Annotated in this window: 17 protein-coding genes; 9 read left to right on the forward strand and 8 right to left on the reverse strand. The window is 61.6% G+C overall.

Going from position 1 to position 16,539, the window contains the following annotated elements; genetic code table 11:
* Positions 1-160: 160 nt before the first annotated feature.
* From AB4N82_RS21280 to AB4N82_RS21295, 4 genes are read right to left on the reverse strand one after another with little or no spacing between them, the layout of a single operon-like run.
* Positions 161-1,405, reverse strand: coding sequence for an efflux RND transporter periplasmic adaptor subunit (locus AB4N82_RS21280; RefSeq protein WP_122765480.1), 1,245 nt, complete (start codon positions 1,403-1,405; stop codon positions 161-163).
* Positions 1,395-2,858 carry a TolC family protein gene (locus tag AB4N82_RS21285; RefSeq protein ID WP_032889747.1) on the reverse strand — a complete coding sequence of 488 codons (1,464 nt, stop codon included), beginning with the start codon at positions 2,856-2,858 and terminating at the stop codon, positions 1,395-1,397. Before AB4N82_RS21285 ends, AB4N82_RS21280 begins: the two co-directional genes overlap by 11 nt.
* Positions 2,851-4,050: an ABC transporter permease gene (locus tag AB4N82_RS21290; protein WP_032889744.1), complete on the reverse strand. Its 1,200-nt coding sequence runs from the start codon at positions 4,048-4,050 to the stop codon at positions 2,851-2,853. The genes AB4N82_RS21285 and AB4N82_RS21290 overlap by 8 nt, the downstream gene beginning before the upstream one ends.
* Complete coding sequence (locus AB4N82_RS21295) at positions 4,047-4,754, reverse strand: ABC transporter ATP-binding protein (RefSeq protein ID WP_122765479.1); 708 nt, start codon at positions 4,752-4,754, stop codon at positions 4,047-4,049. Before AB4N82_RS21295 ends, AB4N82_RS21290 begins: the two co-directional genes overlap by 4 nt.
* 359 nt (positions 4,755-5,113) lie before the next feature.
* Between AB4N82_RS21295 and AB4N82_RS21300 the strand changes: the two genes are divergently transcribed.
* Positions 5,114-5,872: a TetR/AcrR family transcriptional regulator gene (locus AB4N82_RS21300; protein ID WP_032889739.1), complete on the forward strand. Its 759-nt coding sequence runs from the start codon at positions 5,114-5,116 to the stop codon at positions 5,870-5,872.
* A 167-nt stretch (positions 5,873-6,039) separates the two neighbouring features.
* Here the strand turns inward: AB4N82_RS21300 and AB4N82_RS21305 are convergent, their stop codons facing one another.
* Together AB4N82_RS21305 and AB4N82_RS21310 are read right to left on the reverse strand one after the other, a co-directional pair.
* A complete protein-coding gene (locus AB4N82_RS21305; protein ID WP_032890043.1) occupies positions 6,040-7,101 on the reverse strand; it encodes an FUSC family protein in 1,062 nt (353 codons plus the stop codon).
* Between the two features lie 23 nt (positions 7,102-7,124).
* Positions 7,125-8,741 carry an NADP-dependent glyceraldehyde-3-phosphate dehydrogenase gene (locus tag AB4N82_RS21310; RefSeq protein WP_122765478.1) on the reverse strand — a complete coding sequence of 539 codons (1,617 nt, stop codon included), beginning with the start codon at positions 8,739-8,741 and terminating at the stop codon, positions 7,125-7,127.
* A gap of 138 nt (positions 8,742-8,879) precedes the next feature.
* Between AB4N82_RS21310 and AB4N82_RS21315 the strand changes: the two genes are divergently transcribed.
* The 3 genes from AB4N82_RS21315 (at position 8,880) to AB4N82_RS21325 (ending at position 12,386) form a co-directional block, all read left to right on the forward strand.
* Positions 8,880-9,764, forward strand: coding sequence for a Dyp-type peroxidase (locus tag AB4N82_RS21315; RefSeq protein WP_095184427.1), 885 nt, complete (start codon positions 8,880-8,882; stop codon positions 9,762-9,764).
* Between the two features lie 65 nt (positions 9,765-9,829).
* Positions 9,830-11,194 (forward strand): MFS transporter, encoded by a 1,365-nt coding sequence (locus tag AB4N82_RS21320; protein ID WP_032889731.1) that lies wholly within the window; start codon positions 9,830-9,832, stop codon positions 11,192-11,194.
* A gap of 70 nt (positions 11,195-11,264) precedes the next feature.
* Entirely contained in the window at positions 11,265-12,386 is a 1,122-nt protein-coding gene (locus AB4N82_RS21325; RefSeq protein WP_032889729.1) for an MFS transporter, read from the forward strand.
* 1 nt (position 12,387) lies between these two features.
* Here the strand turns inward: AB4N82_RS21325 and AB4N82_RS21330 are convergent, their stop codons facing one another.
* Complete coding sequence (locus tag AB4N82_RS21330) at positions 12,388-12,909, reverse strand: DUF3087 family protein (RefSeq protein ID WP_122756426.1); 522 nt, start codon at positions 12,907-12,909, stop codon at positions 12,388-12,390.
* A 133-nt stretch (positions 12,910-13,042) separates the two neighbouring features.
* Between AB4N82_RS21330 and AB4N82_RS21335 the strand changes: the two genes are divergently transcribed.
* Together AB4N82_RS21335 and AB4N82_RS21340 are read left to right on the forward strand one after the other, a co-directional pair.
* A complete protein-coding gene (locus tag AB4N82_RS21335) occupies positions 13,043-13,222 on the forward strand; it encodes a hypothetical protein (protein ID WP_032889724.1) in 180 nt (59 codons plus the stop codon).
* A gap of 12 nt (positions 13,223-13,234) precedes the next feature.
* Positions 13,235-13,435 (forward strand): DUF6021 family protein, encoded by a 201-nt coding sequence (locus AB4N82_RS21340; RefSeq protein ID WP_032889722.1) that lies wholly within the window; start codon positions 13,235-13,237, stop codon positions 13,433-13,435.
* A 45-nt stretch (positions 13,436-13,480) separates the two neighbouring features.
* On the opposite strand, the gene AB4N82_RS21345 is transcribed toward AB4N82_RS21340, so the two are convergent.
* The gene (locus AB4N82_RS21345; protein WP_032889720.1) at positions 13,481-13,717 is read right to left on the reverse strand and encodes a DUF6555 family protein; all 237 of its coding nucleotides are present in this window, start codon (positions 13,715-13,717) and stop codon (positions 13,481-13,483) included.
* A 120-nt stretch (positions 13,718-13,837) separates the two neighbouring features.
* Between AB4N82_RS21345 and AB4N82_RS21350 the strand changes: the two genes are divergently transcribed.
* From AB4N82_RS21350 to tssB, 3 genes are all read left to right on the forward strand, one after another.
* Entirely contained in the window at positions 13,838-14,662 is an 825-nt protein-coding gene (locus AB4N82_RS21350) for an arylamine N-acetyltransferase family protein (protein WP_122753659.1), read from the forward strand.
* Positions 14,663-14,911: 249 nt separating this feature from the next.
* Positions 14,912-15,949: a type VI secretion system protein TssA gene (gene tssA, locus AB4N82_RS21355; RefSeq protein ID WP_242460996.1), complete on the forward strand. Its 1,038-nt coding sequence runs from the start codon at positions 14,912-14,914 to the stop codon at positions 15,947-15,949.
* 38 nt (positions 15,950-15,987) lie between these two features.
* Complete coding sequence (tssB, locus tag AB4N82_RS21360; RefSeq protein ID WP_032889715.1) at positions 15,988-16,488, forward strand: type VI secretion system contractile sheath small subunit; 501 nt, start codon at positions 15,988-15,990, stop codon at positions 16,486-16,488.
* The last annotated feature ends 51 nt before the right edge of the window (positions 16,489-16,539 follow it).

Here is a 16,539-nt window from a genome sequence, read left to right on the forward strand (position 1 = left end):
GCTCTTTTCCAAAGTGACCCGCCGTAAGGGCGGAACCAATACTCGCCATTACCGCAGAAACGGATATATACCCGGTCCAATCCAAAGAAATGGTCGGCCCAGAGGCCGCCATCGGGAGCAAGTCGAACCGTCGCACCGCCATCCCACAGGGGATCTCCATTTATCTTGAGGTCTTCACAAAGCCAGGCTTGAGGCCAAACACCTCAACCCCCTGCGCCGTCGATTGCCCGGTGGTCACTTTCACTCGCTCCACCGGCTTATCCATCGCTTCTCGATACTCCACCGTCATATCCGCCTGGATCGCCTCGCTCGGAATCACAATCGCCTGCGCATTGTTGTAGGTGATGATGGTCAACCGCGCACTCATCCCCAACCGCACCCGCTGCAACTGCTGGGGCGTCAGCTTGGGGATCGATAGCGTCACCGGAAACTGCGCACTGCCCTGGCTGTCACTGGCCATTGCCAACCCGCTGACCACACTGACTGAGCCAGTCAGCCGCTCGCCATCAAACCCATCGCCCATGACCTCCACCGCTTGGCCCTGATGCAATTGGTTGATGTCCAACTCCGAGACCTTGGCGACGATTTTCAGCCGTTCTATGTTCGCCAACCCGAACAACACCTGGCCTTGGCTGATCTTGCTCCCAACTTGGATGGGGGCGTTGGTAATGCCGCCGCCTTGAGGTGTGTTATTGCCAGGCGCGGGTACCACGATGCCGGAAAACGGCGCCTTGACCTCCTGGCCTTCGAGCAACGTGCGCAGGGCCTCGTATTTCACCTTAGCGTTGGTCAGTTCCATGTCGGCAATCTGGCGGTATTCGCCTTTGCCCTGATCGAGCGCCTGTTGCAGTTCGCTGCGTGCGGAGGCGAGGTCAAGCTGTTGCTGCTGGGCTTGCTGCTTGAGTTCGTCCAGTTCGTTGCGCGGGATGATGCCGCGCTTGAACAGGTTGTCGCTTTCGGTGAGTTTGCGCTGGGTGTTGCCGGCATTCATCTCGGTGGTGCGCAGGCTGCGGCGGGCACGGCTGACTGTCGGGCTGCTCTCCCAGTCTTGCATCTCCTGCACGGTACGCCGGGCCTTGAGCTGGGCGGAAAGTGCGTCGCGCAGTTGCACTTGGAGGGTGGCCGGGTCCATGCGCAGCAGCACCTGACCGGCCTCGACCCGTTGGCCTTGCTCCACCAGGTTGGCCTGCACGTTGCCGTCGAACGGGGCGGTGAGGATGAGGGTGGTGTCGGGCTCGATCTTGCCCACCAGACCTATCTGGTGCACCAGCGGGTCGGGTTTTATGGCCTGCCATTGCTCGGCGGTACTGGCGGGACTGGAAGCAGGACTGCGCAACGCCAGCCCCGCTCCGACCAGCAGCAGGATCACTACAGCGCCCAGCAGGCGTTTTCGATTAGTAGTCATTGAGGGTGATTTCCCAACTTTCCAGCGTCATGCCCAGGGTCAAGTCGAGCTGGGTCTGGGCGTTCAAATAAGCGATCAGTGCATTGAGCTGCGCGTTTTCGGCGTTGCGCAGGTCGGTCTCGAAACTCAGCACCTGGAAGTTGGTGGAACGTCCGGCACTGAGCTTTTCCCGCTCGATCTCGATCTTGCGCCGTGACAGCTCCACCGCACGCTGGGAGATTTCATATTGGCGCCAACGGGTGCCGAGGTCGCGCACCACATCGTTGACGCTGCGCTCCAGTTCCTGACGGGCGTCGGTGATGCGGATTTCCTGATCCTCCACATTCACCCGCGCACGCACTTCGGCCTGGCGTGTGCTGATGTCACCGATGGGGATCTGCACCTGCACCCCGGCGTAGCTGTCCCAGGTGCGGTTATTGCTGCTGCCGGCGTCGTTATTGTAGTTGTCGCGAATCTGGTTCGCGCCGGCCACCAAATCCACCTGCCAGCGCCCGGAGTCTTTGGCGATCACCAGGTCGAGGTCGGCCTGCTGGCTGCCGAGCAGGGCGGCGAGGTACTCCGGTTGCTGGGTTTGCGCCAGGGTGAAGGCCTGGCGCTTGTCGATCTGCATGGGCTTGGCCTCCAGGGCTTCGGTGGCGCGAATCGGCGTGGACAGGTCCAGGGCCAGCAGACGCAGGAGCGCCATGCGATTGGTATCGAGTTGGTTTTGCGCTTCTTCCACGCCCAACTGCTGGGTGGCGATATCGGCTTCGGTCTGCACGATTTCGAACTCGGCCATGCGCCCGGCGCTGATCAGCGCCTTGTTCACGTTCAGCAAGGTGTCGGAGCGTTTGAGGGCTTCCTGCACGATCAGCAGTTGTTCCTGGGCGCGCAGCAGTTCGCGGTAGGTGGCGATGATCTGGCTGATGGTCTGCGCCACGGTGGCCTTGAGGTTCAGGCGATTGGCCTGTTCCGACAGGCGCGACAGGCGCAGCGGCGCGGTGGTGGCGTCCCAGCCGGCACCGCGCAGCAGCGGTTGGATGATCGCCAGGTCCAGGCCGTCGCTGCGGTAACGGCCGGCGCGGTCGGCGTTGTTCAGTTGCTGGGTCCAGCCCATGCTCAGTCGGGTGCCGTACTCACTGAGCAAACTGGTGGCCGGCGCCACGTTGGTGTTGCGTGCGCTGTCCTGGGAACCGCGGGTGGCGCGGTAATAGCTGTTGAGGGTGAGCTTGGGGTTGAACACGTCTTCAGCGACCCGCAGGTCGAACTTCTGCGCCACCCGTTGCAGGTAGGCGCTGCGGATTGCCGGGTTGTTGCGCAGGCCCAGGTACACCGCGTCGCCAAGGGTCAGCGCGGTGACCTGGGCGTTCAACGACACGCTGCGGGGGCTGCTGGGGGCCGAGGGACGGATGACCACATCGGCCGCCACGCCGGGCAGGCTGATCAGCGCGAGCAACCAGAGCCATTTACTCATCACGCAGGGCCTCCACCGGTTGCAATCGCGAGGCCGAAACTGCCGGGTAGAGGCCGAAGAACAAACCCACCAGCAATGTACTGCCCACGCCGAGGGGCAGGGCAGCAGCCGCCAGCGCGAACTCCCAGCCCGACAGCCAGGCGTAGAGCCAGGCAGCGCTCATGCCCAGCACCGCGCCGCACAGCGCGCCGACGGCGGTGAGGGTCACGGCTTCGAGCAGGAACAGGTTGCGGATATCCCGCTGGCGAGCGCCCAAGGCCATGCGAATGCCGATCTCGCGGCGGCGCTCCGAGACGTTCATCAGCATCACGTTCATCACCCCCACGCCACCGCCCACCAGGGAAATCGCGCCGAGGGCCAGTAGCAGGTAGGCGAAGGTGCGGCTTTGCCGGGTCATGCCGTCGATCATTTGCTGGGGCACCTGAATGTCGACAGTGTGTTCGGTGAGCTGGGTCTGCAACGCGTCGGCGGCTGCCCGGGCGATGTGCTCCATGTCCTGGCCGGGCGCGGCGCGGATGATCACATTGCTGATCTGCGGCGTGGCGTAGATACGGCGCATGCCTTCGGCGGGGATGAACAATGACTCGTTGGCCTGCACCGGCATCAGCATCGCCCGCGGTTGGTTGTGCAGAATGCCGACGATCAGGAACAGGTAGTCGTTGATGCGCACCCGGTCGCCCAGTTGCACGGGATCGCCCGGCGCCCCGAGTGCCTGGGCGACCTGGTCGCCAATCACGCCATAGGTTTCGTTGGCGTCGTAGCTCGACAGAAAACGCCCTTGTCGCAGTTCCAGGCGCATCGTTTGGGGAATCTCCGCTGTGCCGCCGACGAAGTTGGCGTTGGCTGTGCGGCCATGGAACACGATGGGCCCGCTGAACAGGCTGAGTGCGCCGATGTGCGCGATGCCTGGCACGGCCTCGCGCACCGCTTGCAGGTTGAGTGGGGTACGCATCGGCACGTTGTTGTTGCCTTTGGGCGGGAACTGCACCACCAGGGTGTCGGTGCCCATGTCCTTGAAAATCATCGCGGCATCCACTGCCGCGTTATGGCCGATATTGATCAGTGCTACCACCGACGAACTGCCAATGACGATGCCCAAGAGGGCCAGAACCGAGCGCTTGCCAAGGGTGCGCAGGCTGATGAAGGCTTCATGCAGCAATTGGCTGAGGCTCTGTTCGACCCGCAGGCTCATAGGCGACCGACCTCGTGCACCACGCCGTTGCGCACCAGAATCTTGCGTTCCAGTCGCTCGGCGATAGTCGCGTCGTGGGTGACGATGATCAGCGTGACCTGTTGCTCGCGGTTCAGCGCCAGCAGCAGGTCCATGATGTCCTGAGCGGTGCTGCTGTCGAGGTTGCCGGTGGGTTCGTCGGCCAGGATCACCGAAGGTTTGCCCACCAGCGCGCGGGCGATAGCAACGCGTTGGCGCTGACCGCCGGAAAGGTCGGCGGGGCGATGGTGAGCGCGGTCGGCCAAACCCACTTGTTCGAGCATGCGCAGGGCCTGCTCCACCGATTCGTGGCGCGACACACCGCGATAGCTCAGCGGCAAGGCGACGTTGTCCAAGGCGCTGAGGCGCGGCAGCAGGTTGAAGCTCTGGAACACAAAACCGATCTGCTGGTTGCGGATCGCCGCCAGTTCATCCGGGGTGGCGCTGAAAATATCGTGGCCCGCAAAGTGGTACTGGCCGCAGTTGGGCAAGTCCAACAGGCCAAGAATATTGAGTAGGGTGCTTTTACCGGAGCCGGACGCGCCGAGAATGCCGCAGCTGTCACCGCGGGTGATGGACAGGCACACGTCATTGAGAATGGACAGCTCTTGCCCGGCCAACTGATAGCGTTTGCCGATGCCTTGCAGGGAGATCAAGCCTGGGTGCGCGGGGGTATTTGTCATCATGACTACGCCTGCAGTCTCGACGCTGCCGTCATGTCCCCCGGTAAATCCTTGTAACAAGTTCGGGAGTTGTCAGGTACGCGTCACGGACTGGTTTTATTTCTTGTTTTTAAAATATTGTTTGAATACTAACCGTGTTCCCAGCGCTTCGCCAGCCATGGATGTAGAGCGGTTTTACCCTTTGAAACGATTACATAACGCGGTGTGAGGGGCCGTCAAAATTGCCCGAATCACCCTCAAAATGCCCGCTGGCCAAGGCTTTGAATCGTATGGCGGTGCATCCCCACTTGCTTTCGACCGGCCGCCCCGGTATAAAAAATCAAATTATTTTTTAAAACAATATTTCCGCCGTGGAACCCTTTATGGTCGCGAAGAAACTCAGCGCTCCAAACATTACCAAGACTCGATTGCTGGATGCGACAGAGGCGCTCTTTATTAAGTACGGTTATGACGCAGTGTTGTTACGGCAGATTACCGAGCGAGCCCAAGTGAACCTGGCCGCTGTGAACTACCACTTCGGGGACAAGGATTCCCTGATGAAAACCCTACTGATGCAGCGCCTTGAGCCGCTCAATGAGCAGCGCCTGGAACTGCTGGCGCGTTGTGAAGCCGAGTCTGATGGCCCACTCGATTGCGATACCCTCCTAGGCGTGCTGTTCGCCCCGGCCATGGGCCTGGAGCGCAGCGATCCGGCCAGTGCGAGTGGGGAAGGGCGTTCGTTCATCCGTTTCCTGGGTCGTGTGTACAGCGACACCTCACCGTTCATCCAGGAATACCTCAAGGTGCATTACCAGCCGGTGTTCCAGCGCTTCTTCGAAGCGTTCGCCCTGGCCTTGCCGGATCTGCCGCGCAATGAGCTGGGCGTGCGCCTGCAATTTGCCCTCAAGGCGATTTCCGGGGTGATGGCCGGCACCGAACTGCGCCTGCTGATGAATTCCATGAGCCTGGGCCGCCCGGCGACGGATGCCGAAGTGATGGCCAAATTGATCACCTTGGTCTCGGCGGCGATTCGTGTGCCGCAGCAAAGCCCGGAAGCGGAAACCGCGTTGGCGAAGGTGCTGGATACCCAGCGTGCCATTCGTGAACAAGCGGCCGCGCCCGCTGCCAAGGCCTCGCGCTAAGTCAAATCCCAGGCAAAAAAAAGCCCGCTGGGGCGGCGGGCTTGATGTGCAACGTTTGTAACGGATGAGGCTTCACCCTACGTCCCGGGATGTGAATAAAACGTGAAAAATATGTAGGAGAAAGTGTGAATGTGTAGATGCTGGGTACACGTCAACGGACCAGCTTTCTAGATCTTCCAGCGCCCGGCGCTCTTAGCCAGCCGCTGGCGCATCCCATCCACATTCGCCGCCAATTGCACCGTCAGCAACCGATAACCGTCCAACGCGCTGTAGACCGGCGTATCCAGCGCCGGCTCGCTCACGCCGGCATGGCTTGGCCGCTCCAACCGCTCTGTCACCCCCGACTTCAGCGCCCGCGCCATCCCCACCAACTGCACACGAATCTGCCGGTGCTCGGCCTTCAACATCATCTGCATGCGCGCAGTGGCCTGTTCATCACGCGGGTCCGGCCGCGTGTTGCCGAGAATTTCCAGGGTGCTGATGCACATGCGCAGGTGCCGCTGGATCGCGTCCAGTTCGGTCATGGAGATGCGCACTTCCTTGGACACCGACGGCATCAGCGAGCGCAGTTGCACCATCGCGGCATTCAAGCGGTTCAACAATTTGAGGTGTTCATCATCGGTCACCGATTGGCCGTTGATGATCCTGCTGTAAATCGCCGCACAGTCGCGCAAAGCACTGGCCAGGTTGTAGCGCCACGAGTACACGGCATACAGCGGTAGGGCGAAGGAAAACGCCAGGGCCAGCACGATGCCAATCAGGATATCGACCGTGCGCCACAAACCATCCGAGATCGGATTGTCTCCGTGGCCGGCGACGATAAACACCGTGATCGCCGACAGCAGGGCGATGTATCCGCCCTTGCCGATGGCGTGATAGGAAAAGAACCCGCACACCACCGACATCAGCAAATAGGTCAACAGCGGCAGACCGAAGTAGGCCTGTTGCACCACCAGCAGCAAGCCGACGCTGGCGCCGATCAAAGTACCGTAGGCGCGCTCCACGGCTTTCTTGCCGATATTGCCGTGGTGCTGCAAACCGCCGATCACGATCAGCATGGTCACCGACGCCCACTCACCGTGGGGCAGGTTGATGCCGGTGGTCAGCAGGATCGTCGCCAGCAAGCCAATGGACACGCGCACGGCGTGGATCAGCTTGGCATGGCGATAGCGACGGTACGGGTCGAGCAACGGGCGCAGCAGGCGCCGGGCAAACATAGGCAAATGCAGGTTAATCAACTGCTCGCGTTCCTCTAGAAAATGTAATCGGTGGTCAGGAAGCTCGAATCGCGGTTGCGCAGGATGTCGCTGACCAGCGCCTTGTTGCTCTCCTGGAACTTGGTGGCCACCAGGGTGCGGATCGAGAACACCCGCAAGGCGTCATGTACCGACAACGTGCCTTCGGCCGAGTTCTTGCGCCCGTTGAATGGGAACGTGTCCGGCCCGCGTTGGCATTGGGCGTTGATATTGATCCGGCCAACCTGATTGGCAAAGGTGTCCACCAGACGCCCAACTGCCACGGCGTTGGTGCCGAAGATGCTCAATTGCTGCCCGAAGTCCGAGTCTAGTACGTACTCGATCACCGTCTCCAGATCGCGGTAAGGCACGACCGGCACCACCGGGCCGAACTGTTCTTCGTGGTACACGCGCATCTGCGGGTTCACCGGGTACAGCACGGCCGGGTAGAAAAACGAACCACGGCTGGTGCCACCGTTGGCATTCACCACCTGGGCACCGTGTTGTTGAGCATCGGCCACCAGATCATTGAGGTAATCCACCTTGCCCACTTCCGGCAGCGGCGTCAGCGACACGCCGTCTTCCCATGGCATGCCGGGCTTGAGTGTCGCCAGCTTGGCGTTGAATTTCTCGATAAAGCTGTCGACCACATCCTCATGCACAAACAGGATTTTCAACGCGGTGCAGCGCTGGCCGTTGAACGACAACGAACCGGTGACGGCCTCGCTGACGGCATTGTCCAGGTCCACCTCGGGCAACACGATGCCGGGGTTTTTCGCGTCCAGGCCCAGTGCAGCACGCAAGCGGTGCGGCTTGGGGTGCAGTTTTTTAAGGTCGCTGGCGGCCTTGTTGGTGCCGATAAACGCAAAGATATCGATCTTGCCGCTGGCCATCAGCGCGCTGACGGTTTCACGGCCACTGCCGTAGATCACGTTGATCACTCCGGCCGGGAAGCTGTCGCGGAACGCCTCCAGCAGCGGGCGGATCAGCAGCACGCCGAGCTTGGCCGGTTTGAACACGACGGTGTTGCCCATGATCAACGCCGGGATCAGCGTGGTGAAGGTCTCATTGAGCGGGTAGTTGTAGGGGCCCATGCACAGCGCTACACCCAGCGGTACGCGGCGGATTTGCCCGAGGGTGTCCTGTTCCAGTTCGAAGCGGCTGCTGCGACGGTCCAGTTCCTTGAGGGCATTGATGGTGTCGGTGATGTAGTCGCAGGTGCGGTCGAACTCTTTTTGCGAGTCCTTGAGGTTCTTGCCGATTTCCCACATCAGCAGCGTGACCACGGCATCGCGCTGTTCGCGCATACGGCGCAAAAACGCTTCGACATGCTGGATACGGTCCGCCACACGCATGGTTGGCCATTCGCCCTGGCCCCGGTCGTAGGCGCGCACGGCGGCATCGAGGGCGGTGAGGGCGGTGTCGGCGTCCAGCAGCGGCGTGCTGCCGATTACCACACGGCTGTCGCCCAACTGCACCGGGCTCTGCACCTGGGCCAGCGGGCCGTTCCACACCTGCAACTGGCCATCGACCAGGTAATCACGCTGTTCAATGGGCGCTTCAAGCCGGAATTGCTCGGGAATATCGGCCACGGACGTTGGAAACAGCTGGGCGAGCAGGTTGCTGGTGGTCATGTCGCTACCCCTGGAATAGTTTCAAAACATGACTAGAGAGTCACCCAACAGAGGGCTCTATGGCAAGGCTTGCGCGCTTTCTCCTACGCACGATGACGTACGGCGGGTAAACTGCGCGCCTTTCTTGAAGGAGTTCACATGAGTCACTACCAGCCGGGCATTCTTGCCGCACCGGTGCCTTTGCAGGCACGCCATCTGTTTTTTGCCGTGCAAACCCTTGAAGCCGTACCGGCCGCGTTGGACGCGCTGGTGCAACTGGTGGATTCGGCGGCAGTGGTCGGTTTTGGTGAACCGCTGGTAAATGCACTGGGCACGCACATCGATGGTCTGCGCCCATTCCCGGCGGTCAGCGGCCCGGGTGCGAATAATCCCTCCACCCAGCAGGCACTGTGGGTGTGGCTGCACGGTGTGGATCGCGGTGAACTGCTGTTGCGCAGCCGTGCCTATGAAAAGGCCCTGGCCCCGGCGTTTGGCCTGGTGCAGTCAACCGAAGGCTTTCGCTACAAGACCGGGTTTGACCTCACCGATTATGAAGACGGCACCGAAAACCCCCACGACGACGCCGCCGTTGACGCCGCGCTGACCGACAGCGGCGCCAGCTTCGCTGCGATCCAGCAATGGCAGCACGATCTCGACGGCTTCGCCGCCTTGCCCGCCCAGGAGCGCGACCACATCATCGGCCGCCGCCATGGCGACAACGAAGAGCTGGACGACGCCCCCGAATCCGCCCACACCAAACGCACCGCTCAGGAAAGCTTTACCCCGGAAGCCTTCGTGGTACGCCGCTCGATGCCGTGGGCCGAGAACGGTCAGGCGGGTTTGATGTTCCTCGCGTTCGGCCACTCGTTCGATGCTTTTGAAGCACAACTGCGCCGCATGAGCGGGTTGGAAGACGGGATTGTCGACGGGTTGTACCGCATCAGCACGCCGTTGACCGGTGGTTACTACTGGTGCCCGCCGGTTATAGGCGGGCATTTGGACCTGAGCGCGCTGGCGAACATGAAATTGTCGACAGGCAACTGATCCGCGGCTGAAAAAAATCAGCGCTGCCCTTAATCTGGCAGCCTTATCACCCGCGTGGATCGTTCATGTCTTCTGCCGCCGATGGCCTGCCTCTCAACAAACGCCTGCCTGCCGTGATCGCGATCTCCCTGGGGATCGGCATGGCGACGTTGGACACGGCCATCGTGAACACCGCACTGCCGACACTGGCCGAAGGGATTGGTACCGATTCCGCCTCGGTGATCTGGGTGGTCAACGCCTACCAGTTGGCGATTATTGCCACGGTGCTGCCGTTTGCGTCGCTGAGTGACGTGCTGGGGCATCGCCGTGTGTACCTTGGCGGGTTGCTGCTGTTTATCGTCTCGTCGCTGTTTTGCGGGTTGGCAGGTTCGCTGGAGACCCTGACGGCTGCGCGGGTGGTGCAGGGGCTGGGCGCGGCGGCGATCATGAGTGTGAACACGGCGTTGCTGCGGCATATCTACCCGTCAAAAATGCTTGGGCGCGGCCTTGGTTATAACTCGTTGGTGGTGGGGTTGGCCTTTACCTTGGGGCCGACCGCCGCGTCGGCGATCCTGTCAGTGGCGACCTGGCACTGGCTGTACCTGATCAATGTGCCGCTGGGGCTGTTGGCCCTGGCACTCGGCGTGCGTTCACTGCCCATCCTCCCCATCACCGGGCACGCGTTTGACCGGCTGGCGGCATTGTTATGTGCCGGTTTGTTCGCCTTGTTGGTCTTGGGCCTTGGCACCGCGGTGCACGGCGCTCAAGGCGCACTGACCCTGGGCTTGATTGCCGTGGCGCTGCTGTGCGGCACCTTGTTGCTGCGTCGCCAGGCCGGTCATCCGGCGCCGATGCTCGCCTTGGACCTGTTCAAGCGGCCGGTGTTTGCCTTGTCTTCTCTCACTGCGATCTGCGCCTTCAGTGCCCAGGGCCTGGCCTTCGTGTCGCTGCCATTTCTGCTGCAAGCAGTGCTCGGCCATAGCCAGGTGGAAACCGGCTTCCTGATGACGCCGTGGCCTGCCGTGGTGGCGGTGATGGCACTGGTCGCCGGGCGCCTGGCCGACCGTGTGTCCCTGGGCCTGCTGTGCGGCATCGGCCTGCTGATGTTGAGCCTGGGCATGGCCGCATTGGCGACCTTGGACACCGGCGCGTCGGCCTTCGATATCGGTTGGCGCATGGCCTTGTGCGGCGCCGGTTTTGGTTTTTTCCAGTCGCCCAATCTCAAGGCGTTGATGACCAGTGCACCGCTGGCGCGCAGCGGCGGGGCCAGTGGCATCGTGGCGATTTCGCGCTTGTTGGGGCAGACGCTGGGCGCCTCGCTGGTGGCGTTGTGTTTCCACCTGTTCATGGCCAGCGGCCCGCACTCTGCGTTGTGGCTGGGCTGTGCGTTTGCGCTGGTGGGCAGCGTGGCCAGCGGTTTGCGTTTGCTGCCCTATGGGAAAAAGACGTGACGGGGCGTTGTAAAGCGCGGTTCGCTAAGGCTACCGTGGCGACCTGAATATTTCGGGATGTTTCAGATTTATGTCCAGTCAGGCCCAACGCACTGCCGACACCACCTCCCGCCGCGCCGCGCTGACCCTGGCGTTGTGCCTGCCCAGCGACGTGCTGCTCTACCTGCTGCTGCCCATGGAATCCCAGGCCTTTGGCATTACCCTGGCCCAGGCCGGTGTGTTGCTGGCGGCCAACCGCCTGGTGCGGATTTTCGGTTACCGGCATGTGTTGAATTTCTATGCGCGCAACGGCGATCGTCTGACCTGCATGATCGCCGCCGGTGCCGCTGCGCTGTGTGCCCTGGGCAATTCGGTGCTGTCCGGCTTCGCCGCGTTGCTCGGGTTGCGGCTGGTGTGGGGCCTGTGTTTCGCCGCGTTGAACCTGTCGACCCAGGTATTGGCCACCGCTGAGCCAGAGGGCGCCGCGCGCCGGGCCGGGCGTTCGCGGGCCTTGATCGCCTGGGGACCGATGCTGGCGTTGCCGTTCGGTGGTTGGCTGACGCTGTGGGCCGGGCCGCGTCCGATCTTTGTGATTCTCGCCGGTTGCTGCCTGATAGGCCTTTGGATGGCGCGCGGCTTGCCCAGCGCCGGACATGATTTGCACAGCACACCAGGGCGTCGCTTCAAGTGGCCGGACAGCGTTGCACTGTGGTCGTTTATCGAAGGCGTGGCGCTGGACGGGCTGTTTATCTTTGGGCTGTCGATCCAGGCCCAGAAAATTCTCGGCGGCGATGCGGTGCTGATTGCTGGTGGCTTAATGGCCCTGCGCTACGTCTCGGAAATGCTTCTGAGCCCCCTGGGCGGTCGCGCGGCGCAGCGATTTGGCGCCACCGCCATGCTGCTGCTGTTTTCGTTCTTGAGTGCCCTGGCCTTGAGCGCATTCGGCAGCTATTGGGTGATCGTCGGCGCGGCGGCGGTGCTGGTGCTGCGCGCATTGCAACTGCCGCTGGTGACTACCTTGGTCGCCGAGCGCAACCCCGGTTCGATGCGAGTGTCGGCGCTGGCGTCCAATGCCGTCTGGCGCGACATCGGCGCTGGCCTGGGGCCGCTACTGGCGGGTCTGCTGCTGCCGGTGGCGTCGGCGCCGCTGGTGTTTGGCGTGGCGGGGGCGGCGATTGCGGTGAGTGCGTTGTTCTGCTGGCGAGGCAGATGATTTAAACGCTTTTCAAACCGTCCAGCCACGCGGGGTCGAAACGGGTCTGTTCGGTGTCGATTCCCAGCGTCTGCATCCTGGCTTTATGCGCGTCCATTTCGCCGACCAGTTGCGCCTGGGCGCTGGAGTTGGCGTCCAGTGCATGCATCTGCGTCAGCCCCAGGTGATAGAAACGCAGCACTTTCATGGCCGCCGGATCATTGGCCTGCACACGTTCGGTGACGGTGTGCATCACATTGGTCACGCGCATCAGCGTGCGCTTGAGCTGCCAGCCGTACACCGCAGCGGCCAGCCACGACTTGGACCAGAACGGGCCGCGCACCAGGGCGACGGTAATCAGCACCCCCGCGAACACACCGCCGACATTGAAGCGAAAGTTATCACCGCCGGGTTCGCCGAACAGCATCACCGCCAGGGTCGACAGCAGCATGGCCAAGGCCATGAACAGCACGGCCACGATCAACGTGCTGCGGCGGGTCTGTTGGCGGTAGGTGACGGGGTCGCAGGGTTTGAGCTCGAACATCCGGTCCAGGTCTCCAGGGCGGGTAGGGGGTGGCATCTTCTCATGGTCAGCGGTCAGCGGTGGGGCAATCAAGTTGAACCATGATCTGTGGCAGTTTCTCTAAACGAATGTAGTCCCTTTGAGGTGAACCACCATGCCCGAATACAAGCAACCACCGCCCGGTACACCCGACCCTGATCGCACACCCGGTGAAGAAGAGCGCGACAACGATGCCTTGCGCCCCAATGACCCGAAAGAGCGTGACGACCATGATGATGTGGAGCGCGTCGAAGAAGACTTGGAAAACCTCCACGACAAAGCTCGCCCGCTCTAACAGGAGACCATGATGAACAAGCGCTCGGATGGGCCCCCCTCTAACGAACACGCCAGCGGCAAGGATGAGCTGGGATTTGACCCCGACTCGCCGGATGTGGCTGATCCGCAGGTTGATCCGGTAGGTCCGGCGATTGCCCCGCTGGATAAAAAGGACAAGGACGAGGCGAAAAAAAAGCCGCCCTACGATCCGTTGGGCGACTTAAAGAAATAACAGCGTAATAGGTAATCAGGCCCCGCCATTGAGCGGGGCCTTCGTTTATTTGGGCGGCGTCCAGGAAACGTCGGTAATCCCGAACTTCTCCGCCCAGGGCCGGGTGGTTTTTTTCACTTGCTCGTGGCCGACGCGGCCGATACGGCTGACATGAGCAATGTCGGCATCGACCGCTGCCCAGTGCCAGGCCTCGGCGTTATTCATCACTTCGGCACGCACCACAAAGGACTTCGGTTGACCGTGCAGTTGGTAGTGGATGGTGTAGATTTTTGCGGTACTCATGTTGCCTCCCTGTCTTGTTATAGATGGAGGCTGAAGCGTTCAAAAAGGTTCATTCAAAATGACAGTTTGCATGTGAACGCGGCATAGTGACGCACTCTTCCTGCGCCCAAGGACCGTGCCATGACCCGCCTCAACCATAGCCATCTGTACCTGCAGCGCCTGGGATACGATTCGCCGCCACCGCCCACCCTGGCAACCCTGCGGGATCTGCAACTGCGCCATGTGTGCACCTTCGCCTTTGAAAGCCTGTCGACCCTGTTGCGCCTGCCGGTGCCGATCGACCTGCCCAGCGTCGAGCAAAAGGTGTTGTTCGATGGCCGCGGCGGCTACTGCTATGAGTTGAACCAGATGTTCCTTGCGCTGCTGCAGGAACTGGGTTTCGAGGCCCGTGGCATTACCGGTCGGGTGGTGATGGGCGGACCGCCGGACGCGCGCACGGCACGCACCCATCGTTTGAGCCTGGTGACCCTGGACGGGGTTCGTTACATCACCGATGTAGGCTTTGGCGGCATGGTGCCCAGCAGTCCGTTGCAGTTGGACACTGAGGCCGTGCAGGCCACCGCCCATGAGCCCTATCGCCTGACGTTCAATGCGGGAGAGAACAGTTACACCTTGTGGGCCGAAGTGGCGGGGGAGTGGCGTGGTTTGTATGTGTTCGACTTGCAGGTGCAGGCCGCCATCGATTACGAAATCGGTAATTGGTATGTCTCGACCCACCCGAACTCGCCGTTCTTGGGCCAATTGAAAGTCGCACTGCTGGCGCCCGGCAAACGCCATACCTTGAACAACGCGCATTACGCGATCCATTCCCTGGATCAGCCCAGCGAAAAACGGCTGCTGAACAACGCGCAAGAGCTAACGGCCTTGCTGAGGGACACCTTCGGTATTCGCGTGCCGGTGCAGCCGTCACTGGCTCAAGCAATGGCCGGCGGGTGGCCGAGCTAAAGCCAGGCGACGCCATTTATGAGTGCGCGTTCTCTGTTCACAAGCGCTGCATTCGCAGCTTAATCCTACGCCCCGCAATGACACTGCCTGCATTCTCGTGTGGTCCCATCGCTATATAAATCCGCCCACGCTGAATATTTTCGGCAGTAGGCGTAGCGCGGGGGCTCCAACAGGCTCAGTTTTCTGAACCGTTGGATTCGACGTCCCGACTCGCGGCTCTACTGCCAGAGCCATTTGCCCGAGGGACACATGATGGGGTCGCCCACCGAAGCTCAACCACTGGATTTCACCCTGTTGTGCTTGCCCCTGAGCGAGGCCGATGGCGGTGGCCAGAACTTTGAATATTCGGCGCAATTCTTAGAACTTGAAGAAGAGGCACTGGGTAAACCCGAGGTTCAGTACGGCGACACCGTCACCGAGGCCATCGAGCCGAACTGGAAGCGCGTCATGGCCCTCGCATTGCCGATGTTGGAGCGCAGCCGCGATTTACGCCTGGCCATCTGGGCCACCCGCGCCGAACTCAACGTGCACGGCATCGCCGGACTGTCGGCTGGTCTGGGGCTGGTGCAGGGGTTGTTGGAAAATTGCTGGGACGGGCTGTACCCCAGGCTCGACCCGGAGGATGGCCATGACCCGCTGTTGCGCATCAATATCCTGGCGTTCCTATGTGCCCCCAACGGCCTGGTACGCGACGTGTTGGATGCGCCGTTGATCAACGCGCGAGGCATTGGCGCGGTCAGCTTGAGAATGATCGATCTGGCGATTGTCGAGCACGGCGGCGAGGGCAATCACCCGAGCCTGGCAATGATCGAAGGGGCGCTTGTCGATGCCAATTCGCAACAGCTACAGGCCATTCACCTTGCGCTGACCCAGGCGTTAGCGCACAGCCTGCAGATTGAGCAGTGGCTGACGGAAAAAGTCGGCGTAGGTCGCGCCATCGACCTCAATGGACTGGTCGCTCCGCTGCGTCGCGCCGCTGAAATAGTCCGCCGGTTCTTGCTTGAACCTGCGCCAGTCGAGGCGGCTGCCGCCACTGTTGCTACCTCAGAGGTGGCCGCACCGCAGGCACTGTTCGGCGAGATCCGCAGCCGCGAAGAGGCGCGCCAGGTCATCGATCGGCTGTGCAGCTATTTTCATACCCATGAGCCCGCGAGCCCGGTGCCGTTCCTGCTGCAACGGGCAAAAACACTGATCGACAAGAATTTCATGGAGTTGCTGCAAGACCTGGCGCCCGATGGACTTGCGCAACTGGCGCAGGTCAGCGGCATCCGCACCAACGACAACTGAACGTTCATCTATCCACTCCACTCACCGGAGCCAGTTCCGTGGCCAAAGAAAGTAGCCAGAAGTTTATCGCCCGCAATCGTGCGCCGCGCGTCCAGATCGAATACGACGTGGAGATCTACGGCGCGGAAAAAACCGTGCAGTTACCCTTCGTGATGGGCGTGTTTTCAGACCTTTCCGGCAAACCGGCCGAGCCTTTGCCGCCGGTAGCCGAGCGCAAGTTTCTGGAAGTCGATGTGGACAACTTTGACGAACGCCTCAAGTCCATGAAGCCCCGTGTGGCATTCCAGGTGCCCAATACCCTGACGGGCGAGGGCAACCTGCCGGTGGAGATCACCTTTGAGAGCATGGACGACTTCTCCCCAGGTGCAATCGCCAACAAGGTGCCCAGCCTTAATCAGTTGTTGGCCGCGCGCCGCCAGCTGTCGAATCTGCTGACCTATATGGACGGCAAGGTAGGTGCCGAAGAATTGCTGGCCAAAGTGCTCAGCGATCCGAGTGTGATGCAGGCCCTGTGCGCGGCCCCCCAACAACCCGACTAACTGAATGACCGTGGTCTCTGCCGGCGCCTCGTTTGCCCCGGTATGGGGACG

This window comes from Pseudomonas sp. H1_D04 (assembly GCF_054683855.1).